General features: G+C 64.4%; 22 protein-coding genes. 11 read left to right on the top strand and 11 right to left on the bottom strand.

What is annotated here, in order from left to right; genetic code table 11:
• Window positions 1-40 precede the first annotated feature (40 nt).
• A complete protein-coding gene (locus C5F75_RS21155; RefSeq protein ID WP_059584874.1) occupies window positions 41-1186 on the bottom strand; it encodes a metallophosphoesterase in 1146 nt (381 codons plus the stop codon).
• 177 nt (window positions 1187-1363) lie between these two features.
• Here C5F75_RS21155 and C5F75_RS21150 point away from each other — a divergent pair, with 177 nt between their 5' ends.
• The 6 genes from C5F75_RS21150 (at window position 1364) to C5F75_RS21115 (ending at window position 7981) form a co-directional block, all read left to right on the top strand.
• Window positions 1364-1798: a type 2 periplasmic-binding domain-containing protein gene (locus tag C5F75_RS21150; RefSeq protein WP_258048576.1), complete on the top strand. Its 435-nt coding sequence runs from the start codon at window positions 1364-1366 to the stop codon at window positions 1796-1798.
• 279 nt (window positions 1799-2077) lie between these two features.
• Window positions 2078-2371 carry a hypothetical protein gene (locus tag C5F75_RS21140; protein WP_059584872.1) on the top strand — a complete coding sequence of 98 codons (294 nt, stop codon included), beginning with the start codon at window positions 2078-2080 and terminating at the stop codon, window positions 2369-2371.
• Window positions 2368-3417, top strand: coding sequence for a multidrug transporter subunit MdtN (gene mdtN, locus C5F75_RS21135; protein ID WP_089465627.1), 1050 nt, complete (start codon window positions 2368-2370; stop codon window positions 3415-3417). The genes C5F75_RS21140 and mdtN overlap by 4 nt, the downstream gene beginning before the upstream one ends.
• Window positions 3398-5440: an FUSC family protein gene (locus C5F75_RS21130; RefSeq protein ID WP_104012699.1), complete on the top strand. Its 2043-nt coding sequence runs from the start codon at window positions 3398-3400 to the stop codon at window positions 5438-5440. The genes mdtN and C5F75_RS21130 overlap by 20 nt, the downstream gene beginning before the upstream one ends.
• Complete coding sequence (locus C5F75_RS21125; RefSeq protein WP_059584869.1) at window positions 5427-6971, top strand: TolC family protein; 1545 nt, start codon at window positions 5427-5429, stop codon at window positions 6969-6971. Before C5F75_RS21130 ends, C5F75_RS21125 begins: the two co-directional genes overlap by 14 nt.
• A gap of 302 nt (window positions 6972-7273) precedes the next feature.
• The gene (locus C5F75_RS21115; protein WP_059639689.1) at window positions 7274-7981 is read left to right on the top strand and encodes an MgtC/SapB family protein; all 708 of its coding nucleotides are present in this window, start codon (window positions 7274-7276) and stop codon (window positions 7979-7981) included.
• 48 nt (window positions 7982-8029) lie between these two features.
• Here C5F75_RS21115 and C5F75_RS21110 read toward each other — a convergent pair whose 3' ends face one another.
• Window positions 8030-8749, bottom strand: coding sequence for an autoinducer binding domain-containing protein (locus tag C5F75_RS21110; RefSeq protein ID WP_059584867.1), 720 nt, complete (start codon window positions 8747-8749; stop codon window positions 8030-8032).
• A gap of 73 nt (window positions 8750-8822) precedes the next feature.
• On the opposite strand from C5F75_RS21110, the gene C5F75_RS21105 reads away from it, so the two are divergent.
• The 3 genes from C5F75_RS21105 (at window position 8823) to C5F75_RS21095 (ending at window position 10900) form a co-directional block, all read left to right on the top strand.
• A complete protein-coding gene (locus tag C5F75_RS21105; RefSeq protein WP_059584866.1) occupies window positions 8823-9266 on the top strand; it encodes a DUF4902 domain-containing protein in 444 nt (147 codons plus the stop codon).
• Window positions 9267-9475: 209 nt separating this feature from the next.
• Window positions 9476-10084, top strand: coding sequence for an acyl-homoserine-lactone synthase (locus tag C5F75_RS21100; protein WP_059584865.1), 609 nt, complete (start codon window positions 9476-9478; stop codon window positions 10082-10084).
• Between the two features lie 51 nt (window positions 10085-10135).
• On the top strand, window positions 10136-10900 hold the full coding sequence (locus C5F75_RS21095) for a hypothetical protein (RefSeq protein ID WP_059584864.1): 765 nt from the start codon (window positions 10136-10138) through the stop codon (window positions 10898-10900).
• 206 nt (window positions 10901-11106) lie between these two features.
• Here C5F75_RS21095 and C5F75_RS21090 read toward each other — a convergent pair whose 3' ends face one another.
• From C5F75_RS21090 to ribA, 8 genes are all read right to left on the bottom strand, one after another.
• Window positions 11107-11310: a hypothetical protein gene (locus tag C5F75_RS21090; protein ID WP_226223159.1), complete on the bottom strand. Its 204-nt coding sequence runs from the start codon at window positions 11308-11310 to the stop codon at window positions 11107-11109.
• Window positions 11311-11422: 112 nt separating this feature from the next.
• Complete coding sequence (locus C5F75_RS21085; RefSeq protein ID WP_059584862.1) at window positions 11423-12154, bottom strand: Fic/DOC family protein; 732 nt, start codon at window positions 12152-12154, stop codon at window positions 11423-11425.
• Window positions 12108-12812: a type IV toxin-antitoxin system AbiEi family antitoxin domain-containing protein gene (locus C5F75_RS21080; protein WP_081066372.1), complete on the bottom strand. Its 705-nt coding sequence runs from the start codon at window positions 12810-12812 to the stop codon at window positions 12108-12110. Before C5F75_RS21080 ends, C5F75_RS21085 begins: the two co-directional genes overlap by 47 nt.
• A 360-nt stretch (window positions 12813-13172) precedes the next feature.
• The gene (locus tag C5F75_RS21075) at window positions 13173-14318 is read right to left on the bottom strand and encodes a Wadjet anti-phage system protein JetD domain-containing protein (RefSeq protein ID WP_059584860.1); all 1146 of its coding nucleotides are present in this window, start codon (window positions 14316-14318) and stop codon (window positions 13173-13175) included.
• The gene (locus C5F75_RS21070; protein ID WP_059584859.1) at window positions 14302-17631 is read right to left on the bottom strand and encodes an ATP-binding protein; all 3330 of its coding nucleotides are present in this window, start codon (window positions 17629-17631) and stop codon (window positions 14302-14304) included. Before C5F75_RS21070 ends, C5F75_RS21075 begins: the two co-directional genes overlap by 17 nt.
• On the bottom strand, window positions 17628-18389 hold the full coding sequence (locus C5F75_RS21065) for a DUF4194 domain-containing protein (protein ID WP_059584858.1): 762 nt from the start codon (window positions 18387-18389) through the stop codon (window positions 17628-17630). Before C5F75_RS21065 ends, C5F75_RS21070 begins: the two co-directional genes overlap by 4 nt.
• Before the next feature lies 1 nt (window position 18390).
• The gene (locus C5F75_RS21060; RefSeq protein ID WP_059584857.1) at window positions 18391-19890 is read right to left on the bottom strand and encodes a DUF3375 domain-containing protein; all 1500 of its coding nucleotides are present in this window, start codon (window positions 19888-19890) and stop codon (window positions 18391-18393) included.
• A gap of 769 nt (window positions 19891-20659) precedes the next feature.
• Window positions 20660-21310, bottom strand: coding sequence for a GTP cyclohydrolase II (gene ribA / locus C5F75_RS21055; RefSeq protein ID WP_059584856.1), 651 nt, complete (start codon window positions 21308-21310; stop codon window positions 20660-20662).
• A 177-nt stretch (window positions 21311-21487) separates the two neighbouring features.
• On the opposite strand from ribA, the gene C5F75_RS21050 reads away from it, so the two are divergent.
• Window positions 21488-21949, top strand: coding sequence for a CBS domain-containing protein (locus tag C5F75_RS21050; RefSeq protein ID WP_012339746.1), 462 nt, complete (start codon window positions 21488-21490; stop codon window positions 21947-21949).
• A gap of 157 nt (window positions 21950-22106) precedes the next feature.
• On the opposite strand, the gene C5F75_RS21045 is transcribed toward C5F75_RS21050, so the two are convergent.
• Window positions 22107-22436, bottom strand: a complete 330-nt coding sequence (locus C5F75_RS21045; RefSeq protein ID WP_059584855.1) for a DUF4148 domain-containing protein — start codon at window positions 22434-22436, stop codon at window positions 22107-22109.
• A 514-nt stretch (window positions 22437-22950) separates the two neighbouring features.
• Here C5F75_RS21045 and C5F75_RS21040 point away from each other — a divergent pair.
• Window positions 22951-23349, top strand: a complete 399-nt coding sequence (locus tag C5F75_RS21040; RefSeq protein ID WP_027781009.1) for a GreA/GreB family elongation factor — start codon at window positions 22951-22953, stop codon at window positions 23347-23349.
• The last annotated feature ends 23 nt before the right edge of the window (window positions 23350-23372 follow it).

Genomic DNA, 23372 nt, shown 5'->3' with positions numbered 1-23372 from the left:
TGCGCGTTCGCGTCGCGTAACGGCCGTCCTCGGCCACCGGCTACCCGCGTGTCAGCCGAATCAGCGTGATCTCGGACGGCACGCCGAAGCGGTTCGGCGGCCCCCAGTACCCAGTGCCGCGGCTCGTATACAGCCACATGTCGCCGATGCGGTTCAGCCCGCCGATCACCGGCTGCTGCAGACGCACGAACGGCGGCCACGGCAGGAACTGGCCGCCATGCGTGTGCCCCGACAACTGCACGGTAAAGCCCGCGCGGTTCGCCGCTTCCGCGCTGCGCGGCTGGTGCGCGAGCAGGATCTTCGTGCCGACGTCGGGCGGCGCACCGGCCAACGCCCGCTCGGGATCGCTGCGATGGGCGGGATCGAAGCCGCCGGCCGTGAAGTCGGTCACGCCCGCGAGCACCGCCCGCGCGCCGCCGCGCTCGATCAGCACGTGCTCGTTCAGCAGCACGGTCAGCCCGATGCGACGAAATTCGTCGATCCACGCATGCGCACCCGCGTAGTACTCGTGGTTGCCCGTCACGAGGAAGGTGCCGTGCCGCGAGCGCATTTGACCGAGCGGCGCCGTATGTTCGCGCAGGCGCTTGACCGAACCGTCCACCACGTCGCCCGTCACGACCACCAGGTCGGCGTCGAGCGCATTGACCGCGCGCACGATCCGTTCGATGTAGGGCCGCTTGATCGTCGGGCCGACGTGGATGTCGGACAGTTGCACGATCGTCAGCCCGTCGAGCGCGGCCGGCAGGCCGGCGACCGGAATCGACACGCGCTTGACCGCCGCCGTGCGGCGCGCGCCGACGAACCCGATCGCCGTCACGAGCACCGCGGCCGCCAGCACGCCGAGCGCCGTGTCGGGCGCCGCGCCGCTCCATGCGCCGTCATGCCCGAGATGCCGCCACGCGAGCACGCCGAGCAGCACGATGTCGCGCAGGAACGTCAGCACCAGCAGCGACGAGAAGAAGCCCATCGCGAGTGCGCCCGCCCAGCCGACCAGCGTCGCCGCCCACCCTTCGTCGAAGCGGCGCGAGAACATCCCGACCGGAATCAAGACGACGAAACTCGCCAGCACGAGCGCCGCGATCGTGCGCGCGAGCGGCGACACGAACGCATCGGGAATGATCCGCATCCCGACGTACAGATGGAACAGCACGCCGATCGCAATGAACCGGACAAAGAAACTTCGCATGGAACGCTCACCTTCGTTGCACGACCGCTTCCGCGACGCGCGCGGCATCGGGCCGCCATGCCCGGTGCCGCGCGTCGCACCCTACGCACGATGGTACACAGATCCCGGCCGCGACGACGGGTCGCGGCCGGCGGTGCGGCGCCGCTGTCTCGTCGATCATCCGCACGTGACATCGCCATGCAGGAACGGGTGAGCCCCGACATCGTGCGCGCTGCGCAGGCAGGCTTGATCGACGTCGGCATCGTCGCCGGCGGAGTGCTGCTCACGCTGCGCAGGCGCATCCAGGTCGGCAACTTCGAGACGGCCTGCCGAATGATCGAAGCAAACGTCGCGTGCTGCCCGAAGGCACCGCGCGCCGTCATGCGAAGACGATGGCGCCGCGCCTCGTCGCGCTCGAAGACGACCGGGCCGAGCGCCGGCTGCAGATCTGCTCGCCGATCTCGATGCGCCTCCGCGTTTCGCGCGCGATTTCGCCGGCCTGCTCGTCGAGGACGCACGCGGCCAGCCGGACTGATTCGCATGCGTTCGAGCGGCAATCAGCGGTTTGCGCGCCAATTGCCGCTGCGTCGACATGGCAAACCCCGCTGCACGATTTCGTCTGACGATCCTTGACAGTCCATTCGCAACCCTGCGCGAGCGGGTGCTGGCAGAATTGCGGCGGTCCGATCATCGCTGCCGACACGCACTGCCGGACCGTCCGGCATGACCGATGGCGCGGCCACGATCGGCCCCGACCCCTGCCGTGGACGCGCGCCGGATCGCTGGCGATCCGCATTACGCTGATTTATGATCGGCCCCGTATCCTGAAATCGTCGTCGCGGCCCGGCCGGTTGCGACGATCCGCATTGCGCCGTGCCCGGCATCCACCCCCAACGTCGAGCTCGTCACACCATGAGAACAACAACGCCGCGCGCGCCGCTGCGTATCGCCGCCGTCCTCGCGCCCGCCCTGCCGCTCGCGGGCTGTGCATCGCGCGGCGCGCCGTCCTACGTGCTGTTCGGCGCGTACTTCCCGTTGTGGCTCGTCAGCGCGATCGTCGGCATCGTCGGCGCGATCGTCGCGCACCGCGTATTCGTCGCGACCGGCTGGGCCGCGACGGTGCCCTACCAACTCGCCGTCTGCACCGCGATCGGGCTCGTGGTCGCCGTGCTCGTCTGGCTCACCGGCACGGGGCCGTTCGCATGAAGGCCGCCGGCATCGCCCGCCCCTCCGTGAAAGGCCGCGTCATCGCGCTCGCGATCGTCGCGCTCGGCATCGCGGCGCTCGCGTACGCGTACCACCGCACGACGGCCTACCCGTCCACCGACGACGCGTCGATCGACGCGGACGTCGTGCACGTCGCGTCGCCGGTCGGCGGCCGCCTCGTGCAGCTCGCGGTGCATGAAAACCAGCGCGTCGCGAAAGGCGACCTGCTGTACGTGATCGATCCCGTCCCGTACCGGCTGACCGTCGCGCAGGCGCAGGCCGATCTCGAACTCGCGCGCGCGTCGCTCGACACACGCCGCCGTTCGCTGATCGGCGAGCGTTCGAACGCGTCCGTCGCCGCCGAGCAGGTCAAGCGCGCGACGCAGAACTACGATCTCGCGACGCGTGACGTGAACCGGCTCGCGCCGCTCGCCGCGCAGGGCTACGTCAGCGCGCAGCAGTTCGACCAGGCGAAGGTGCGCCAGCGCGACGCGTCCGTCTCGCTCGCACAGGCGCGGGAACAACAGCGCGCGTCCGCGCAGACGATCGGCGACGACGCCGACGCGATCGCGACGCTGCACGCGCGCGAAGCGGCGCTGGCCCGCGCACGGCATGCGCTCGACGATACGGTCGTGCGCGCGCCGCACGACGGGCTCGTGACAGGCCTGAGCGTGCTCCCCGGCGAAACGCTTGCGCCGAACCAGTCGATCTTCACGCTGATCGACGCGAGCGAATGGTTCGCGGTCGGCAATTTCCGCGAAACGTCGCTCAATCGCATCGCGGTGGGCGACTGCGCGACCGTCTATTCGATGATCGACCGCGACCGCCCGATGACGGGCAAGGTCGTCGGCATCGGCGCGGGCATCGCGGACAGCGACCGCATCAACCTGCCGCGCTCGCTGCCGATCGTGCAGCGCTCGGTGAACTGGGTGCACGTCGCGCAGCGCTTCCCCGTGCGCGTGAAGCTCGACGAACCCGACGGCAAGCTCGTACGTGTCGGCGCGAGCGCGATCGTCGAGGTCCGGCATGGCTCAGCCTGCCGCTGACGTCCGCTCGCCGGGCCCGCGCGAAGTCCTGCGGCTGCTCGCGCCGTTTCCGGGGCGCGCGGCCATGGCCGTGCGCGTCGCGCTGATCTGTGCGCTCGTCGTGCTCGTGACGAGCGGATACGGCACGCCCGAAGCCGCGATTTCCGCGTATGTCGTGTTCTTCCTGAACCGCGCCGATCGCGTGACGAGCGCCGTGCTCGCGGTCGCGATGCTGCTGCTCGTCACGCTCGTGATCGCGCTCGTGATCGGCGTCGCGATCTTCAGCATCGAGTATTCGGTGCTGCGCGTCGCGTGCATGGCCGTGCTGTCGGTCGGCCTGCTCTACCTGACGTCCGCCAGCAAGCTGCGCCCGGTCGGCGCGATTCTCGCGATGATCGTCGGCTTCGGGCTCGACGAGCTGGGCCTGGCGCCGGTCGGCGAAGCCGCGACGCGCGCGCTGCTCTATGCGTGGCTGATGGTCGCGATCCCCGTCGGCGTCGCGATCGTCGTCAACCTGCTGATCGCGCCGTCGCCGCGCAAGCTCGCGCACGCGCAGCTCGCGAAACGGCTGCGGCTCGCCGCGCGGCGGCTGCGCGGCGACGGCGGCGCGCGCGACGCGTTCGATGCCAGCCTGCGCGAAGGCGACAAGCAGTTGCTCACGTGGCTGAAGCTGTCGAAATTCGAAGGTTCGTCGCCCGGTGCCGATGTCGTCGCGTTGCGGCAGGCCGTCGCGTCGAGCACCGCGCTGCTCGTCGCGGTCGCGCTTGCGGATCGCGAACCGGCGGCGCGGCTGCCCGACGCATTCGCCACGCCGATCGCGGCGACGCTCGACGAGATGGCCGCGATCCTCGAACAGGGCGGCTATCCGGTCGACGTGACGCTCGCGCTGCCGGCGCCCGGTGCACTGCCGCCGCTCGCACGCGTCGTCGCGGCGGACCTGCACATCGCGATCACGCAGTTCGCGCAGCCGCCCGCAACCGACGCACCGGCGGTATCGGCCCCATCAACCGATACCGCCGCCGACAAACCGGCGGAACCCGCCGCACCACCCGCCCCGCGCGGCGGCTTCTTCCTGCCCGACGCGCGCACCAATCCCGACCACGTCCGCTATGCGCTGAAAACGACGGCAGCGGCAATGTTCTGCTACCTGCTGTACTCGCAACTCGACTGGTCGGGCATCCATACCTGCTTCATCACCTGCTACATGGTGTCGCTCGGCTCGACCGCGGAAACGGTCGAGAAGCTCACGCTGCGCATCGCCGGCTGCATCGTCGGCGCGCTGATCGGCACCGCCGCGCTCGTGTTCGTCGTCCCGTCGCTGTCGTCGATCGGCGAACTGATGGCGCTCGTCTTCGCCGGCGCGTGGCTGTCCGCGTGGGTCGCATTCGGCTCGCCGCGCATCGCGTACGCGGGTTTCCAGGTCGCGTTCGCGTTCTTCCTGTGCGTCATCCAGGGCGCCGGCCCCGGCTTCGACCTGACGCTCGCGCGCGATCGCACGATCGGCATCCTGCTCGGCAACGTCGTCGTGTATCTCGTGTTCACGCGCATCTGGCCCGTCAGCATCGGCAAGCAGATCGACTCCGCGTTCGCCGCGCTGCTCGACCAGTGGCGACGCATCGCACAGATCGCGCAGCCGGCCGAACGGCGCGCGCTGGCCGCCGAAGCGTTCGCCCGGCACGGCGCGATCTCGCAGGAGCTCGGCCTGATCCATTACGAGCCGTCGTGGGTGCGGCCGGCCGCGGCGTGGCTCGCCACCCGGCGACGCGCGCTCGCGGAACTCGGTGCGCTCGAAGGCCCGCTGTTCCTGCTCGCCGAACGCAAACCCGGCGACGCGGCGATCGGCGAGCAACTCGCGCGCGTGACCGCGCCGGGCGATGACGAAACCGCGCCCCGCGCGAATGCCCCGGCGGCGCCATCGAGCACAGCCCATACCGACCCCGCGCGCGACGCGCTGCTGAACCTGATCGACACGCGGCTCGCGCACATCGCCGACGCCGCCCGTCAAGCCACACCGAAGGAGCCTGCCCCTCATGCGCGTACCTGAACCGCCGGCCGCCCCGATCGCCGCCGCCGCGCTCGCGACCGCCGTCGCGCTGGCCGGCTGCGCGACGTCGTCGATCGATCTGGCGCCGGAGGCGTCCGACCGCCCGTGGCAGCCGCAAACGTCGGCCGCGGGCGACATCGTGGCGGCGCCGCCACACGCCGCCGTGCAAGGTGCGCACGACTACATGCTGCCCGCGTCGCCGGCGCTCGCGTCGGTGCCGCCGCCGGCCGCGCTCGATGCCGCGCATGCGTACACGCTGCCGGAACTGATCGATCTCGCCGAATCGGCCAATCCGCTGACCCGCATCGCATGGAACGACGCGCGCAACGCGGCGCTCGCGGTGGGCCTCGCCAAGTCCGCCTATCTCCCGCGCCTGTCGGCGACGGCGATGGGCGCATATCAGGCGAACCACGGCTCGACGTCGACGATCCTAGGCGATTCGTCGAGCAACACCAGCGTGCACGGAACGATTTCGGCGCTGTCGCTGCAATGGCTGCTGTTCGATTTCGGCGGCCGCGCGGCACGTGTCGAAGCGGCCGAACAGGCGTCGATCGCATCGAACGTCGCGTTCACGGCCGTGCACCAGCAGGTGATCCACGACGTGACGGTCTCGTACTACCGCTACGAAGCCGCTCGCTCGCGGGCCCTGAGCGCGCAACAGGGCCTCGCGAACGCGGATGCGATTCTCGCGGCGTCCCGTGCACGGCTCAAGCACGGCGTCGGCACGGTCGTGGAGCTCGCGCAGGCGACGCAGAACCGCGCGCAGGCGAACCTCGCGCTCGTGCAGGCCAACGGCGCCGAGAGCGACGGTTACCTCGCGCTCGTCTCCGCGCTCGGCATCTCGCCGCTGTCGAAGCCGACGATCGCCGCGCTGCCGAAGCGGCCGCTGCCGCCTGCGCTCGGTTCGTCCGTCGACGCGATCGTGTCGGACGCGATCGCGCGCCGTCCCGACCTGCAGGGTGCGTTCGCGCTCGAAAAGGCCAATCGCGCGAAGATCAAGGCGGCGCAAGCCGCGTTCATGCCGAAGATCTTCCTGTCCGCGTCGACGTCGTATGCGAGCGGCGGCACGTCCATCTCCGCGCTGCCCGCGATCGGCGACCAGGCGCCGACCGTCAACCTGAACGGCAGCCGCTACGGCGGCGGCGTGTTCCTCGGCGTGACGATCCCGCTGTACGACGGCGGCCTGCGCTCGGCCGTGCTGATGCAGGCGCGCAACGACGCGGAAAGCGCATCCGCGCGCCTCACGCGGACCAAGGAGGAAGCGGTGCGCCAGATCGTCGCCGCGCAGAACGCGGTGCAGACGAGCCTCGCGTCGCACGACGCCGCGAAGGCGCTCGTCGATGCCGCGCAAACGAGCTACGATGCGGCGCTGACCGCGTACCGGAACGGCGTCGGCTCGGTCACCGACGCGACGATCGCGCAAAGCCAGTTGCTCGCCGCGCGCAACGCGGAAGTCGACAGCTATGCCGGCGCCTTGTCGGCCGCCGCCGCGCTCGCGCTCGCGACGGGCACGATCGGCTCGGCGCAGTAGCACCGCCCAGGCGGTTGACGCGGCCGCGCGCCGCCTACTAGAATGCCGCCCATTCTTCCTTCAGGAACCATCGTGGACAGTTGCAGCACTCCGTTGCGTGCGCCGCTTGCCGCCTGAACGCCTGTCCGCCGCAGTTCTCCTGCCCCGGCTCGCGTTCCGCGAGCCGCACGCCATCCGTTTCACATTTGAATGACGCATTCGCGCGGTACAGTACCGCGCGATGACGGCTGACGCCGCGTCGCCTTCGGCCTTGCGCCGCGGCGACGCGAGCCGGCACGCGCTTCTTGCACGGCAGGACAACCATGACTTTCGATTTCGCACTCCGTCTTTTCACCGCGTTCGCCTGCGGCGTCGCCATCGGCCTCGAGCGCCAGATGCGCCAGCGCACGGCCGGCCTGCGCACCATCACGCTCGTCGCGAGCGGCGCATGCCTGTTCGTCACGCTGGGCGTGCTGACCGGCAACGGCGTGGCGGGCGTCACGCAGATCGCCGCCTACGTCGTGTCCGGCGTCGGCTTTCTCGGCGGCGGCGTGATCATGCGCGACAAGGGCTCGATCCAGGGCATCAACACGGCCGCGACGCTGTGGTGCTCGGCCGCCGTCGGCGTGCTGGCCGGCTCCGGCCACTACGTGCCCGCGCTTGCCGGCACGGGCGTCGTGCTGCTCACCAATACGGTGTTGCGCGGCGTCAGCCAGGCGATCAACGCGACGCCCGTCTCGAACGCCGACCTCGTGCGCGAATACCAGATTACCGTGATCTGCCTCGCTGCCGACGAAGTCCACATCCGCACGCTGCTGTCGAACGCGATGTATGCGAAGCCGCTGTCGTTCCAGAGCCTCACGAGCGAAGACGTGCCCGACCAGCCGGACCGGCTGAAGGTCACCGCGACGCTGAAGCTGCATCCGAAGGATCAGCAGAAACTCGAGCAGATCGCGAGCCGGATGAGCATGGAGAAAAGCATTTCCAGCGTGAGCTGGACGGCGAAGGAAGTGGAACCGATGATGGAGTGAGCCGCGTGGCGGCAGCCGCCTCCGGCGGCGCCGTCGCGCAACGTCACGTCACGGTGCTTCGATGAGCCCGGCCGAGATCGCCTTGACAACCGCCTGGACCTTGTTGGTCGCGCCGAGCTTCTCGAGGATGTTGTTCACGTGGAAGTTCACAGTCCGCTCCGAGATGCTGAGGATCTGGCCGATTTCGCACGCGGTCTTGCCCTCGGCCGTCCAGCACAGCACCTCGCGCTCGCGCGCGGTCAGCGTGACGCCCGCCGCGGGCGACAGCTTCGGCACCATGAAGCGGCTCATCAGCGAATGCGACAGGTTCGCGAGCCAGTTGGTCTGCAGCGTCAGCATGTTGATCTCGGCCGGCGTCAGCCGGTCGGCATGACGGGCGATGCTCAGCAGACCGAACGCACCGCGCGCCGCCCAGCTCGACTGCGCGACGCCCACCGACAGCCCGAAATCGCGCGCGTCCTGCCACAGCGGGCACGGGTCGATGTTGTCGACGTCCGGCCAGACGATCATGTTGGTGCTGAGTGCGCCGTCGCGAACCGTCGAATCGATCTCGATATAGTTCCGCGCCTGGTAGTGCGCCATCCAGCCGTCCGGATAGGTATTGAAGATGGCGACCGCCGGCTTCGAAACGGGTAGCGGTACGCGAATGCCGTAACAGCAGTATTCGAACCCCAACCGCTTGGAATAGGCAGCAATCCGCTGGAAGAGCTGCTGCTCGTCTTCCGCGGCGCTGAATTGTTGGTAGGCATCCTGCCAGCGCAGTTCCATTCTTTCTCCGACAACGTCACGCTGTCATACTTGTCAGGTTCCAGCACCCTTTCGAGGCTGATACATTCCGCGCATGACTTCACCCTTGCTGCACCCTGTCGCCGGCCCGTCCCCGGACGGCTACGTACGCCTGTCAGAAAGCGCACTGGCCGCCCTTGTGCTCGACCATGTCGAGAGCGGCCTCGACCCGTCGCTGCTGGCCGAACTGCGCGACAACGCGATCGACGCGCGCCTCGCCGGCTATACCGAATGGCATCGCGCGGCCGGTGCCGGCGTCGCGTACGTGACGGTCGGCTGGGACTGGTATCTCGAACGCGCGACGGGCACGTTCATGATCGCGGGCGGCGATGTCCGCAGCAACGTGATGGCCATCGACGCCAAGGGTGCCGACATCGGCATGTTCCGCACGGCCGCCGCGCTCGCCGCAAGGCTCGCCGCCATCGACTGGCCCGCCGCGGTCGCGTCGGCCCTCCTCGGGCACAACGACGCCTATCATGCCGGTCCGACGCTCCAGTGACAACTGGCTGCGCATTCCTCTGACGATATTGCAAGACTGGCGCTCTTTATAAGCAAAAGCGGCCCGGTTTTCAATCCCGTCGATCAAGAAACCGTTGCCACGTCCCCAATGGCGTCCATCGACGCCACCCTGTAAGAGTTACCAGTTACAGGCTCCTCGTGCCGCGCGCTGTAATGCACGCATACAAAAGCACAGATCCGAGGACATCCATGCAGACCTTCGTTCACGAGGAAGGGCGGTTGCCACACGAACTCGCGGCGGATCTAGGGCGCTATCGGCGCCGTGTGTTCGTCGAACAGCTCGGCTGGGCGCTCCCGTCGGCGAACGAAAGTTTCGAGCGCGACCAGTTCGATCGCGACGATACCGTCTACGTGTTCGCGCGAAACGCCGCCGGCGACATGTGCGGATGCGCGCGCCTGCTGCCGACGACGCGCCCGTACCTGCTGAAGTCGCTGTTCGCCGACCTGGTCGCGGAGGACATGCCGCTGCCGCAGTCGGCCGCCGTCTGGGAACTGTCCCGATTCGCGGCGACCGACGACGAAGGCGGGCCCGGCAACGCCGAATGGGCCGTACGCCCGATGCTCGCGGCCGTCGTCGAGTGCGCGGCGCAGCTCGGCGCGCGGCAGTTGATCGGCGTGACGTTCGCAAGCATGGAGCGGCTGTTCCGCCGGATCGGCATCCACGCGCACCGCGCAGGCCCGCCGAAGCAGGTGGACGGGCGTCTGGTGGTCGCGTGCTGGATCGACATCGATCCGCAAACGTTTGCCGCACTGGGAATCGAGCCCGGGCAGGTCGCCCGGCAAGCTATCGCCGCCTGAGCCGGAACGCGCGTTTCCGTCCAGGCGGCATCGTAACGAAGGAGAACCAACGTGGACCAGTCTCAGGTCTTTCGCGCGATGATGCCCGGGTTGACGGGCGTCGGCGGCGCCCGCATCACGGTCGCCTATCCGTCGTTTCCGAGGCCGTTGCCGCTCGTGCGGCTCGACCGCCGCGGGCTCGTGTTTCGCGCCGCCGGCGCCGCGCCGCTCGTGTGCGGGCTGCCGCGCCCGGCAACCCTGCTGGTCGCGGACGAACCGCTGTGCTCGCTGCGCCTCGTGATCCGCGACATCGCCGCGACCGGCGACGGCCGGCACGACCTGACGATGCAGCCGTCCGGCGCCGCCGGCGACGAACTGCTGTGGCACGCATTGCGCGATCGGGCGCCGTACCGGCGGATCCGGCACCCGCTCGCGCCGGTCGATCGGCCGGTCGCCGTCGACGGCGAACCGCATGCGGCGGCCGGCGAAATCGCGTCACGCCCGTCGCGCAGCGCGGCTTTTCGCCTGCCCTGCCACAGCGACGCGCTGTTCTTCGCCGACTGGCTCGAATATCACTTCGACGAACTTCGCGCGCTGTCGCAACAGCACGGGCCGCAACTGCAGCTCAATCAGCTCGAACGACAGGTTGGCGAGGACGAGGTTGGCGTGCGTTTCGTCTACGACATCGATGGGCATGCGACGCGGAACGCACTGACTGACTGTGCGCGCGAGGCGTGTGCATGGATCGAGACGGAGATGCGCAGCAAATATGCGTTGCCCGTCGCGCAACGGCGGTTCGGCGCGTTTGCGGCGCATGCACGAGCCGGCAGCGTGTGAACGAAGCTCGTGCCGCGCGCCGCCACCGGGCGGGCTGGGGCGGCGGCAGGTTGTGCGGATACAACAAGCGCTTGCAAACGTCCGGGTTTTCCCTTAAATTTACGTCTGTCTCCTCCATGTCTCCAAACATGGATTCGGCCCGCTCAAGCAGCGGGCTTTTTTATTGCCTGAACGGTTTTCGGGGCCATATCCAGCCCCACGTCAGGCTAGCCCGCTGGACGCACGCTGGCCGGGCGTAGCCAGTAGTGATGCACCGCAAATATCAGCGCGACCATCACGACCAGTATCAGCAGCAGGTACAACCAGCCCTTTCTGGTCGTCGGCAGGTCCGTCACGGCGCCGACGTCGCCCGTCAGCGCCGCCAATGCGACCATCGTCAGGCCGGCCAGCGCCAACGTCCCTTTTGCCACCCATCCGAAGGCAACCTCTAGTCCGGCCGCCCATCGCGACTGGCGATAAGGTCCGGCAACTGGCCGGCGAAGATCGGGCTTACCCATTCGTCACGTCCGAGCCGGCATGCGCTTAAATTTCTCCACGCGCACGCTTCAACTCGCGGTAGTTCTGGTTTGCCACTGGATCATCCGCCCGATATGCAACATTCGGAGCACTGCTGCCATCCTGTCCGTCGAGGCCCGGCAGTGACATCAGATGGTCGCGAAGATCGCCGCCAGCAATGGGAGCGATCATCAACGGCAGGAGATACGTGTCCAGGTGCTTGCCTTGGGGATCTTGCAGTTCCCGAGTAAGCGCCTCCAGGTAATCGTCCTTCCGCGACGCATTCCAGTTGATCGCGAAGCCTGCGCGGTGGCATAGCTCCGCGTGAACAAGAAGCATGGTGCGACCATTTCCGTCGAGAAAAGGGTGCCCCCAAGCGAAAGCACCCATGACCATCCCGGGTTTTTCGCGCATCGTGTTTGGATTGTTGCCAGAAGATAGCCCCCATTCGACGGCACGCTGGCACAACTCCGAAGCCTCGAACTGTATTCGCTGCCCCTTTCCGACAAGTCGACCAACGCCGAGATGATGGCGATCCTGACCCGCCCACGGGTAGAACTCGCCGAACAGGATTCGGTGAACTTCAAGAAAGTGAGCGTACGCGATCGGACCTCTGATCGCCTGAAGGTACGCCAACGCAGTCTCGAGACCCGACTCGAAGAACCCGTGCTCAATGTACTTGAGTTCGTCCAGGTCCTTGATGCTGTCAATGTTACGCAGATAGCCCCTGGTGTCGTAGTCCCCGAACGGGTCGAACACGCTTGATCTCCCTGATGTGGTTCGCCATCAATCGGGCAAATTGCCGACCGTTGATTCGATGCTGCTTCTTGAGCGCGACCAGCAGTTTCCCCGTGCGATCAAGTTCGACATCGTCGCCCGCGACTCGCGTCACTGCTTCTGCGAAATCATCGAGGCCCGAGCGTCTGTATTGCACGTCGTAGGCTTGTGCGAGCCGCTCAACAAACGTGCCGACATTTCGGGTCGGAAGCTTGTCGACATCTGCCGGAAGCCTGGGCACCGCGCCCGTGGACGGGCTTTCCTGCTCACCGACATATCGGACGGTGATGTTGCCCCACCCAAGCTTACGAGAAATCCGGCTCCTGCCGGTGTTGACCAGGCAAACGGTGCGACCGTTTTCGTGCTGAATCGTCACATCGATCACCTCGACGCCCAGCTTCCCGAGTGCCTCGCGCAACAGTACCTCATTGCCGACGGCAAATCGCGCATTGCCTTCGAGATCCGAATCAGTCTTGGCATAAACGCCCGCGCCGAGCCGAGTGAGACGTCCCTCGGCAACGAGGCGTTGAAGCGCAGTACTAAGGTGTGATGAACTCCCCAAGCCTGCCAGTTCACGCCGGAGCACGACGTTACCAGAGCGCTTCTTCAACGACATCAAAAGCTTACTGTCCAGATTCATCGGTCACCCCCAACCTCCAGCACACGAGGCTCCATTATAAACCGCGAAAATTTCCTTGTTTAACAATGATTTACCGATTCAGATTCGGCCGATTTGACGGCATGCTTTGTCGCGCGGACACCTCTGAAGGCACCTCAGACATCCCTGCAAATTGGCCGATTGGTCCAGGCCGAGAAGGAAGGATCGAGGCGCCGCAAGACTCGGCAGCACCTGCCATCGCGCGACCGTCGGTCGGGGGAGCGTGTTCGGCAATCGCGGGCGCGAGGCGCGGATCTCGAAGGTGGGGCCAGACACCAACGGCTGGGGCAGGCGCACGCCTGGCACAATTCGCGCAGGCCACCGATACCTGCTCTACGATAGTTACGCCTCATACCACGCATGCATCGCCGCTCTCACAATGTCTTTCGGCAAGAATTCTTGTTCCAAGCGCCCGCGCTCCTGCGTCAGGAGGTATTCGAAGAAGGCGCCCTCGTCCTCGGTTAGTCCGTCAGGACGGCGCCCGTCGACGGGGACGAGTTCACGCACGGCCAGATTTGCCGCGTATCGTTCAAAACAGTCCCGATTCATCAGCAGCGCGCTCAAGGACGGAATAGCTTGACGCACTTTCCCCAACATTTTCAGCCCCCAGGTATCCATATCCCCCCAATACGCTACACGCTTGCTCGCGAGCCACGGATCATGCGTCCAGTCCAAACTCAGTCCCGCACCGAGGATCGCCACCGCATCAGGTAGCTCCGCCAACTGATGAACGGACCGTTCGTTTTCCACAATGATGATGTGGCCGACGCACTTCGGAAGCTGAACGAGTTCACCGGCCCGGATGCGCTGCTGGCGAAACGGCAATATCCCGGCCGCGAGCGGCACGACGAGCAACCAACGCTCGTCGTCCTCAGGCGCGCCGAGGAACGCCTCGAGCCCCAGTTCGGAAACTTGTCCGCCAAAGCGAACGTTGAGCATGTGACAGAGCAACGCCCGGTGCCGCTCGAAGAACTTGCTATCGGTATTGCAGACACCAAGCGCCCGCAGTGGACGCCCTTGCGCACATCCCGGCGATAACGCCAAGGCCACTTCCCCAGCCTTGATGATCTCGTGCACCGGGCGCTCCATCATCAACCTTCGCTGACGTACCACCAGTGCGTGGAACTGCGCGTCCATGTGCCGAACCACCTCACCGAGCCGTTCGTACTCGGCCGCAATCGCGGCATCCTGGGTCGCGCGCACCCAGTCCGACGGGCTTCTCAGTTCCCAAAGGTGCGGCAGTCGCACGGGGCTGCCCCCCGCACGATAGGCCACGGTTTCCCAATGCACGATGCCAATCTCCACCGATCGCCAGGCATCGCAATGCCGTTTGACGCTTTCGGTCTGTTCGGTAAAAGCCTTGGGACTGGGTCTGCCGATAGGCAATCGCAGCGGCCAGCTATCGGGGTAAAGCAGCCGCGCCTCGCGTTCATCGGCCGATTGCCATGATCGAGCGAGGCGTGCAGCCATATCATTCGGTGATTTCATCTCGTCCGATCATTTGCCGGGCTCGTGCAATGGAATCCAGCTCTTCCCAGCTCAAAGACGTCATCGTTGCCTGCAGTCCTTTTCGATGGATCAGAATGGCCGAGCGCGTATGCGCTCGAAGTAGCCGCATTTCCTTGTTCGGCGTCACAAAGAGCGGATGAAGGCCAAACTCTCGCAGTGCTGAAATAATGCGTCCTGCCACCGCCTGTGAACTCTTCGAGAACGCCTCGTCCAGCACGATGGTGCCAAACAATGGACGGTCCTTGCCATCCGGGCACAGCGCATAGCTCAACGAAGCCGTCAAAATATAGCTTGCAATGATCTCCTTTTCTCCGCCGCTGCCGCCTTGAGATCCCTTCCGGGTTTCACAGACTGCCCCCGAACTGCGCTCGATGACGGACACCGCAAACTGCAGCCGATAGCGAGGATCCAGAAGCGCCTTCGCCCCAACGGTCGTGCGTCGCTCGCTCGCGTCCCTCATGAGCCTGACGACCTCGGCTAACGCGTTGAACTGGCTCTCGCCCTGGTCGTCTTGCAGTGTCGCGGCGCGCAGAGTGCGTTGCGCCTGCTCCAATGTTCGCAGACTCTCATGGACGACCCGACGCGGCTCCAGTTGCAAATACCGCCCCGGCTGAAAGTCGACGCGGCGCATCGTGGCGTTCAAGTCCTCGATCCGCTCGACGATGGTCTCCACCTCGTTATCGATACTGCGGAGCAATTGCGTCACCCCCTCGTCCGAGGATTGATTCAGATACCCAAGAAAACGATCCAGCTTTTCGGGTAGCGCCTCATCCCTGAGCACGCGCAGTCGCTCTAGATACTGTGGTACGTCTTCAACTTCCGTGCCGACCTCCGCCAAGGCACCCGTATCGACAGCACGCGCCGCGCCCATGCCACGGACCAGTTGCCGTTCGTGATCATTGATCCTTGCAGCAAGTTCCTCGAGGCGTGCTCGCAACCGGACGTCGATTTGCGCCTGCTGTCGCATCAGTGTATCCACGGTCTGGACACCGACGAAATCAAAGTGTTGCTCGACCAGCGCCATCTCGATCGCATTCAGTCCTTCGCCGATCGTCGCGAATGCGCGTTCTCGCCCATTCACGGCGGTGTCATACTGCTCTTGAAGCTTCGTCTGCTGTATGAGGCTCTCGTCGCGCGCCTGGCTGATCTTCTCGAGTTCCGCGCGAACCTCCTCCCAAGCCTGTTTGGCCCTCGCGGTATCCGATGATGGATCCGTCAGCGCCGAGAGCCGTCGGGTGGAATCCGCCACGTTACGCTCGGCCTGACGCACATCGATATCCGCAAAATCAATCGACAGCACGCGGTCAAGCATTGTTCGGCGAACCTGTACCTCTGTAACCTGCGCCCTCGCCGCCTCAAACTTTGCCGTAAGCTCAGCGAGTTCCCGTGCCGTCTCGTCACACTGACGCTCGAGCTCGGCGAGAAGGTCCTTGTTGTCAAAACCGGTGAGCCATCCCTGGCTCAACGGGGTCTTGTCCTGCTTTTCGAAGAAACCGCTCTTGCCCGACATGAGCCCCTGCGCGGTCATACCATGCGGCGTATGTTTCAACACCTCGGGGGACGCCACGCAATGTCGATCGATTTGAGCAAGTAGCCCTCGAACAGCCTCCCGATACGGATGGTCCTTGAAGTTAAGTTTTCGCGTGAAGCCGTCGGTCAGGAATTCGACGGCGCGATCCGGCGCCATCACGTCCACAAGACGAACATGCAACCGGTTGTCGCGGCCATTCACCCATGCGAGTGCAAGCTTCATGTGTGATGCCGGAACCATGATGCGCAACCGATGGCCGCCCATCGCGCGCTCGATCGCGCCGCGCCATGCCGACTGCGATTTTTGCACCTCGACCAGTTCCGCAACGAAGGGCAGATCCTCATCGTGCAGGTTCAGTTGGCCGGCCAGATCGCGTCTGAACTGTTGATACAGCGACGGTATGTTGGATCCCGGGTGTGACCTTGCATTTGCAAGGGCCGCCTGCTGTTCTGTAAGCGTCTGTTCAGTGCCTGCCAGCGCGGCCCCCTTGGCGTATGCCAAGCGTTCCGCTTCCTCGATCGCGACGGCCGTCGAAGCGAGCAAAGCCTGCGCGCTGGCCTCATTCTGCCGAAACGTCTCCAGGGTAAGCGCCTGGCTGAACTGAAGCTTCTTGGCGAACAACACATAATCGTTCGCGTGGCGCCGAACCGTCTCAAGGTGCTTGCGTTCAGCCTCAAGCTTGCCTTCGAGTTCCTCGATGCCGCTCCCGCCATCACGAAGATAGATGTCGCGCAGCCTTTGTGCCGCTGATTCGAGCTCCTTTGTGCGACGGGTGTGGTCTTCGATCCGTCGTTCACAGCCCGCTTTCTCCTGTCCCAGTTCGCGCTCCCGATCGACCCACAATTGATGCTCGCGAGTCGCAACCGCGATGGGCAAAAGCGAAACGAGACGAACCTGAAGATCCCGCTGCTCGAGTCTCTCCGCACGCTGCGCCCACCCCTTTTCGATCGGCACCAGCGAATCCCGCTGCTTTCTTGCCGTCTCCAGTTCCTCCCGAATCTCCGCGAGATTGTCGAACTCGGACGCCACCTCCAGCGCCCGCGGAAAGGCCGATCGATCGTCCAGCACCAGATCCCGGAAGAGGTCGTCAATGCTGTTGAGTTGCTTCAGGCCGGCCGCGCGATTGAGCAGGGTGAACGCGTTCTCGCCGACCTCGAAGATGCGACGCAATTCCAGGATGTACGCCTTCTTGCTGTCGTATACTTTCAGGCTCCCTGAAGAGGCTCGCTCATGTTGCCTGAGCGCCCGCTTGCCCCCGGCGTTATGCAATTCCAGCAATTCGTCAAGACCAAACTCCGCGCCCCGCTCGATCATCCAGATCCGATCGAGTTCAGTGGCCGAGGAGCCGCTTCCCTCCAGCGAAAATATTCCGGCAATCGTCAGCGTGTCGCTGCCATTGCCAAAGGTAGCGGCAATCGCTGACACAGTCTTTCCCGGTCTGGAGATATGGTCTGTATCACCTTCACGTCCCGCGCCGGAAACCCCACGCACATACGAGACGAGGTCGCGATCGCTCTCGTGCCCTCCGGTCGACGCGAGGTTGTAGCGCGGCTGCGCGGCAATCAACGTCATCAGGGCGTCAATCAGCGTGGTCTTGCCGCTGCCTGTCTGGCCAATGATCGCCGTACCTTCGATATCGATGGCTGCCTGATGGCGCCCGCCGAACGGCCCCCAATTGAAGAGATCGAGACGGGTGAGAATGAATGCCGGCGTCGACAACAGCGCGTCGATAGCGCGATGGTCCGAGTTGGCCGAGATCATGCAATCTCCCCGTCGTCCCCCACCGGCGCACAATCATCCGTGCGCTGTATGCCCGGCGATGCCTGCTTGAGCGCCTGGAGCAACCCTAACAAGTTCTCGGGATTGGCAAGATGGACAATAATCGGGCGAATCATAAACTGATCCTGCTGGTCGACTTCCGAGACGACCCCATGCGGCTTGAGCTTATCGAGCAGATTGCGCGCGCGCTGGAGTTCCCGCGTGTCGCTTCCCAAGCCTCCAAGGTAGAGTTGCAACTGAGCAGCGACATCTTCGACCAACGCAGGTGCATCGGGGACGCCGATACCCCGTTCCTGCTCATGAGCCAGATAGCGCTGCCGCAGTAGCGCAACCAGAAGCGATTGCTCTAGCGTCAGGCGCTGTCGGCGAACCAGCGGATGAGACCATTCGTCGTCCTCGGATTCACGGCAGTACGACTGAGCGACACTGACGAAGGCCAGCCCACGAATGTCATCAATCTTGAGCACCAAATCCAGCGGCTCCAGAATGCGGTCGATGTCTGCACGACTCGTCGCGGTAATCCGGTAGAGGTTGGGTTTGCGAGCAACCTCGAGAAGGCCGAATTTGAGCAGTTCCTGGCATGCATCCTTCACGTCCCGAGATGTGAAACTCGCCGCCTCCGCCGACGGACCGGCGTCAAATTCGCTGGCCTCGTCATGAGCTCCCGACAACTGCGCAACCTTGTCAACCTCACGTCCGTCGTCCTTCGATGCGGTCAGCGTATCGAATATGCTTACCATCTTATAGCTCCATATCCAAGCCGCGCACGTCGTCGAAACCGAGCGCCACGACCGGAACGTCAAAGCGCAGCGGCATGCCATCACGCCCCATTACGTCGACGCTTTCCCGCTCCCCGTCCATCGAAACCCCTGCTTCCCGCGCCATGCTCAACCAGAGCGCGATTGTCTCCAGATCATGCGTCGGCGGCAGATGCCGCGCCAGTTCTGCGATCCCCATGCGCGTGCCATGTTGCTCGAGCAACGCCACCGTACTCTCACACAGCGCCTGTCGATCCAAACCATCGAACGCCTCCCAAAACTCGTCGTCGATGGATCGTGGGTCCATGCTTCGCGCCTGCAGTTCGAGCACGAGTCGCGCATCGTCCTGGATGGCCTTGAACCTGATTCTTTCCACGAGCGGTAGACCCGCCACGGAAATTGCAACGGGCGGCAACGGACCGTCCATGTTGCGCGTCGAGGCGCTCGCCCAGTCGAGTGCCAGCGCTTGCTGCAACACGTCGTGGATCAGTTCGCCAACCCGATGATGTTCGACCGCAAGTCCCGTACGGAGGAACCCCTTGACGTCACGTTCACTTCGAGCTCTCGCGCGGATGACCGCTGCCGATTCGTCGATCAGGCGGATGATGAGCCAGCGCAGTTCATGTTGCTGGCTGGGATTGAGTGCCGAGCGCGTGGCGGGATGCTGAATGATCTGGCGCAGCCGATGCTTCATCGCGTCGAGTTCGGCAGAGCGTCCCAACTGCTGCTGAAAACCGCGAAAAACCTTTCCTTCGGCGGTTTCGAGCAGTTCGTCATGGCTGTTCAACAGTTTGTCCACGACCGCGCCCCGATGACCGCGCTCGCTAATGATCGACTGCCGCAACGCTTGATCGGCCTCACGATAAGAGTCTTCGACCCGACGAAAGTCGGCACGCAAACTCGTAGCCAGATTGTAGATTTCCCGGATACCCTCGATAGCCTCCGATTCCGTCATCGCACGCACGTTACCCGTCTTGACGTCTTCGAGTTCCCGCTCCAACTCCTGGATCTTCCGCTGCAAATAGCGCGATCTACTTCGACGATCCGGATTAAGGTTGGATTCCAGGTTTTCGATCTCGCGTTGCACGATCGATAGCCGTGATGCCGTCGAGGTCATTAAGCGCCCGTCCAGGGCGGCGACGAATCGCAGCGCTTCCTCGAGCGCATCGGTGGCATAGAGACGCCCAGCCCGTTCAATCAGCAACGAACGCCGAATCCATCCCCGCAGCTCCTTGCGCGCCAGTGCCGCACAATCGCCCTCGGGATCAACGCCAAATTCGTCTGAATTCGCGTGCTGCTCCAGCACGGCTGCGAGCATTTGTTCGGCCACGTCGACCTCAATACCGTCGTGACTCTTTTCAAACAACGTCTGTAAGCAACTCAGCACGAGCGGTGCGCTACGCGCCGCCAGCAATTGCCAGGCAGGGTGTTGACGCCGCGACTGGACGTACTGATGCGTGCGCTGTTTCCAATCCAGATCCATTCCTTTTCCGCGCCACTTGGAGGTGAAGAAGCCGACGACGCGAAACTGCGGATCATCGTCGCAAAGACGTCACTGCAATACCCAGCCCCTCTGCATTCAGGCCCACAGGATTAATGGCCGGAATATTGCCACGACAATCGCAAGCATGACACGCCACGTCAGACCACGGAATGGACACAGTACGTCTGGAGAAGGCCCTGTCCAGGTGTGGCGAGGTGCCGGCCGGCGTCGGAGGAGGCGAACGGAACAATGCGGACGCCGCGTCCCCCGGATCGCCCAATTGCCTGGTAACGCCAAAGCGCTGAGCGGAAAGTGAGGATTGACCATACGCACGCGCATCCGCTACGGGCTTTAGCCAGCGAAGCGATCAAGCGAATTATTGTTGCGACGGGCCCACGAACTGCAGACGAAATTTCCGTTCGCCAACGCGTTATTTCCCACGCAGAGATCAAGGCGTCAAGTGCCCCCCGCATAGCGCACGTCGCTCGTCGCAAGCGGTTCGACCGTTAATCAACGATTTGTGGCAAAACGTCAACGACTGTCGACTTATCGAAACCTAGAGATGAGGCCCGGGAATCTGCCTAAAAAACGATGTAGGTTTGGTGCACAACGCCGAAAAAACCACGCCGACGCAACGTGCTTGGCCATGCGGAGGCAAGCGCCCATGCAGGCGCCGACACGACGGAATCCAAATATTCACTTTTAAATCAAAAGCTTACTGGATTCACCAGATCAATTCAGAGCAATCCGGATAACGCCAAAGTTTCCACTATTCATTTTCTTCGAAGTAATGCCCGAACTTCGTTTGCTTCGTGCGGATATAACGTTCGTTTTCCTCGCGCACGGGCACCGCGAGCGCCACGCGCTCGCAGACGGGAATACCGTGCTTCACGAGCGTGTCGAACTTCTTCGGGTTGTTGCTCATCAGCCGCACCGACGTCACGCCGAGGATGCGCAGGATCGCGGCGGCCGAATCGTATTCGCGGGCGTCGTCGGGGAGACCGAGATCGAGGTTCGCCTCGACGGTATCGCGCCCCTGCTCCTGCAGCGCGTACGCGCGGATCTTGTTGCTCAGGCCGATGCCGCGGCCTTCATGACCGCGCAGATACAGCAGCACGCCGCGGTTTTCGGCGGCGATGTAGCGCAACGCGAGATCGAGTTGCTCGCCGCAATCGCAGCGGTACGAGCCGAACACGTCACCGGTCAGGCATTCGGAATGCAGACGGGTGAGCACGGACTGCTCGCCGGTCACGTCGCCCATCACGAGCGCGAGATGTTCGGCATCGCTGCCCGATACGCGAAACGCGTATGACGTGAACGTACCGTAGCGCGTAGGCAGCGACGCGGTGGCGACGAGCGTCACGCACTCGTCGGCCTGGCCATTGCCCGGCGAGGGCGATTGGGGACGCGAAGACATCATGAATTCAATCGAAACGTTCAGGAATGTAGGAGTTGTGTGGATGGTGCGTGACGGGAGTTTACCGCTAATCTGGAAACGTCACGCGACTGCCGCCGCCCGCCCGGCTATACTGGGCTCACCGGGTGACGCGCATCACGTCCCGCCTGCCCTGCATCGACCTGCATACGGAGAAAGCGAATGAGCACGACTGTCGCGCAGATTCTCAAGGCCAAGCCGGATTCGGGCCGTACCATCTACACCGTCACGAAGACCGATCTCGTCTACGACGCCATCAAGCTGATGGCCGAAAAGGGTATCGGTGCACTGCTGGTCGTGGACGGCGACGACATCGCGGGCATCGTCACCGAGCGCGACTACGCGCGCAAGATCGTCCTGCAGGACCGCTCGTCGAAAGCCACCCGCGTCGAGGAAATCATGACGGCGAAGGTGCGCTACGTCGAACCGTCACAATCCACGGACGAGTGCATGGCGCTGATGACCGAGCACCGGATGCGCCACCTGCCCGTGCTCGACGGCGGCAAGCTGGTCGGCCTCATCTCGATCGGCGACCTCGTGAAGAGCGTGATTGCCGATCAGCAGTTCACGATCAGCCAACTCGAACACTATATCCACGGCACGCCTACCGTCACGTCGGCCTGATTCGCGTCAGCAAAAAAGGCCCAAACGCGTCAGCGTCTGGGCTCAAAGCCGCCGGCATGCGGCGACGGAGGTTCTGCTCCTGCGGGCGAACGACGCGCGGTCAGCGCGCGTCTCGTCGATTCAGCGGTGCGCTCGGGCAGACCCGGGAAACGTTCAATTAGTTACCGAAGTAGACCGAATTCACGGGATTCGGCGCTTCCCGCGTCACACGGCGGCCGGATTGTGCGGCACCCGTCGCCACGGCACCGTAGCCGCTCGTATCGGCCTGCGCGAGCGCAGGCTGGTTCGGCTGGATACGCTGTTCAGCAGCCTGGATGTCGCTCGGATATTGCGAATCGCTCGCCACCGGCTTGTAGCCGTTCTGCTCGAGTTGCACGAGTTCGGCCTTGACCTGAGCGCGGGTCAACCCCTGCTCGGACTGCGCGAACGATGCAATCGGAGCGGCAAGGACGGATGCGGCGATGGCTGCGTAGACGATCGACTTCATGATTTACCTCCGGAATATGTTGTCTTTTGACGTCGCCTCGACGGGGACTGTCTGAAGCGATTGAGTCCAGTGTAGTGCTCGCCGAACCAAGGGGAAACCCTTAGTTTGAATATACAGCGTTGCGTTTCTGGAAAAAATCGCCGATGGTTTTCAGACAGAGGCGTTGCAACTTGCTTCATCCGCACAACAATCGCTGACGAAACGCCAACAATCGAATCACTTGCCCGGAAGGTTGTGTTGTAGAATCGTAAGGTTTTATTCGCCAGTCGATATTCCGTCCACCATGTACGCGCTCACGCCCCTTTCGGTTTCGCCGTCCGGCCCGGCCGGCGTGCGCGCGTGCGCCGGCCAGCCGGCGCATCCCCTCGCTCGACGCACGGCCCAGGCGCCGCTCGCCCCTGCCCGGCGCCTGATCTGACCGCTCGGTCTCCACCCCGGAGCCAAGTCAGACAGGCTCCGGGCGATCCTCATAGGCACGCCACGCCTGCCCCTGCCGATCATTTGGAGAACTCCCATGAAACAACGCCTTTACCAGCTGACCGAACTCGACGTCGCTCGCCTCGAAAAGCACGCCGAGCACAACCCGCGCTTTCAGACGATGCTCGACACGCTGCTCGAACGCGCCGATATCGTCCAGCCCGACGCCATCAAGGCGAACGTCGTCACGATGAACTCGCAGATCACGCTACTCGACGAAGCGACCCAGGAACAGGCCACCTGGACGATCGTTTATCCGGACGCCGCCAACCTCGAACTCGGCCGCTTGAACGTCTTCTCGCCCGTCGGCATGGCGCTGCTGGGCACGCAACGCGGCCAGATGGTCAAGGTGATGCAGCCGAGCGGTGCCGAAAAGCTGATGAAGGTCGCCGAGATCGTGTTCCAGCCGGAAGCCAACGGCGAATACACGCGCTGAGCCGCTGGCGGCCAATGCTGCGT

This window comes from Burkholderia anthinoferrum, from assembly GCF_002925705.1.
GTDB lineage: Bacteria > Pseudomonadota > Gammaproteobacteria > Burkholderiales > Burkholderiaceae > Burkholderia > Burkholderia semiarida.
Note: the sequence above shows the minus strand (reverse complement) of the source record. Positions and strands in the feature narration are given on the sequence as shown.

What these genes read in the sequence shown, in the direction of transcription:
- C5F75_RS21040 (WP_027781009.1), top strand. Translation starts at nt 22,951, where the DNA reads ATGAAACAACGCCTTTACCAGCTGACCGAACTCGACGTCGCTCGCCTC.
- C5F75_RS21130 (WP_104012699.1), top strand. Translation starts at nt 3,398, where the DNA reads ATGGCTCAGCCTGCCGCTGACGTCCGCTCGCCGGGCCCGCGCGAAGTC.
- C5F75_RS21045 (WP_059584855.1), bottom strand. Translation starts at nt 22,436, where the DNA reads ATGAAGTCGATCGTCTACGCAGCCATCGCCGCATCCGTCCTTGCCGCT.
- C5F75_RS21155 (WP_059584874.1), bottom strand. Translation starts at nt 1,186, where the DNA reads ATGCGAAGTTTCTTTGTCCGGTTCATTGCGATCGGCGTGCTGTTCCAT.
- C5F75_RS21065 (WP_059584858.1), bottom strand. Translation starts at nt 18,389, where the DNA reads ATGGTAAGCATATTCGATACGCTGACCGCATCGAAGGACGACGGACGT.
- C5F75_RS21105 (WP_059584866.1), top strand. Translation starts at nt 8,823, where the DNA reads ATGACTTCACCCTTGCTGCACCCTGTCGCCGGCCCGTCCCCGGACGGC.
- C5F75_RS21110 (WP_059584867.1), bottom strand. Translation starts at nt 8,749, where the DNA reads ATGGAACTGCGCTGGCAGGATGCCTACCAACAATTCAGCGCCGCGGAA.
- C5F75_RS21125 (WP_059584869.1), top strand. Translation starts at nt 5,427, where the DNA reads ATGCGCGTACCTGAACCGCCGGCCGCCCCGATCGCCGCCGCCGCGCTC.
- C5F75_RS21050 (WP_012339746.1), top strand. Translation starts at nt 21,488, where the DNA reads ATGAGCACGACTGTCGCGCAGATTCTCAAGGCCAAGCCGGATTCGGGC.
- C5F75_RS21150 (WP_258048576.1), top strand. Translation starts at nt 1,364, where the DNA reads ATGCAGGAACGGGTGAGCCCCGACATCGTGCGCGCTGCGCAGGCAGGC.
- C5F75_RS21075 (WP_059584860.1), bottom strand. Translation starts at nt 14,318, where the DNA reads ATGAAATCACCGAATGATATGGCTGCACGCCTCGCTCGATCATGGCAA.
- C5F75_RS21115 (WP_059639689.1), top strand. Translation starts at nt 7,274, where the DNA reads ATGACTTTCGATTTCGCACTCCGTCTTTTCACCGCGTTCGCCTGCGGC.
- C5F75_RS21140 (WP_059584872.1), top strand. Translation starts at nt 2,078, where the DNA reads ATGAGAACAACAACGCCGCGCGCGCCGCTGCGTATCGCCGCCGTCCTC.
- ribA (WP_059584856.1), bottom strand. Translation starts at nt 21,310, where the DNA reads ATGATGTCTTCGCGTCCCCAATCGCCCTCGCCGGGCAATGGCCAGGCC.
- C5F75_RS21060 (WP_059584857.1), bottom strand. Translation starts at nt 19,890, where the DNA reads ATGGATCTGGATTGGAAACAGCGCACGCATCAGTACGTCCAGTCGCGG.
- C5F75_RS21080 (WP_081066372.1), bottom strand. Translation starts at nt 12,812, where the DNA reads ATGAATCTGGACAGTAAGCTTTTGATGTCGTTGAAGAAGCGCTCTGGT.
- mdtN (WP_089465627.1), top strand. Translation starts at nt 2,368, where the DNA reads ATGAAGGCCGCCGGCATCGCCCGCCCCTCCGTGAAAGGCCGCGTCATC.
- C5F75_RS21070 (WP_059584859.1), bottom strand. Translation starts at nt 17,631, where the DNA reads ATGATCTCGGCCAACTCGGACCATCGCGCTATCGACGCGCTGTTGTCG.
- C5F75_RS21100 (WP_059584865.1), top strand. Translation starts at nt 9,476, where the DNA reads ATGCAGACCTTCGTTCACGAGGAAGGGCGGTTGCCACACGAACTCGCG.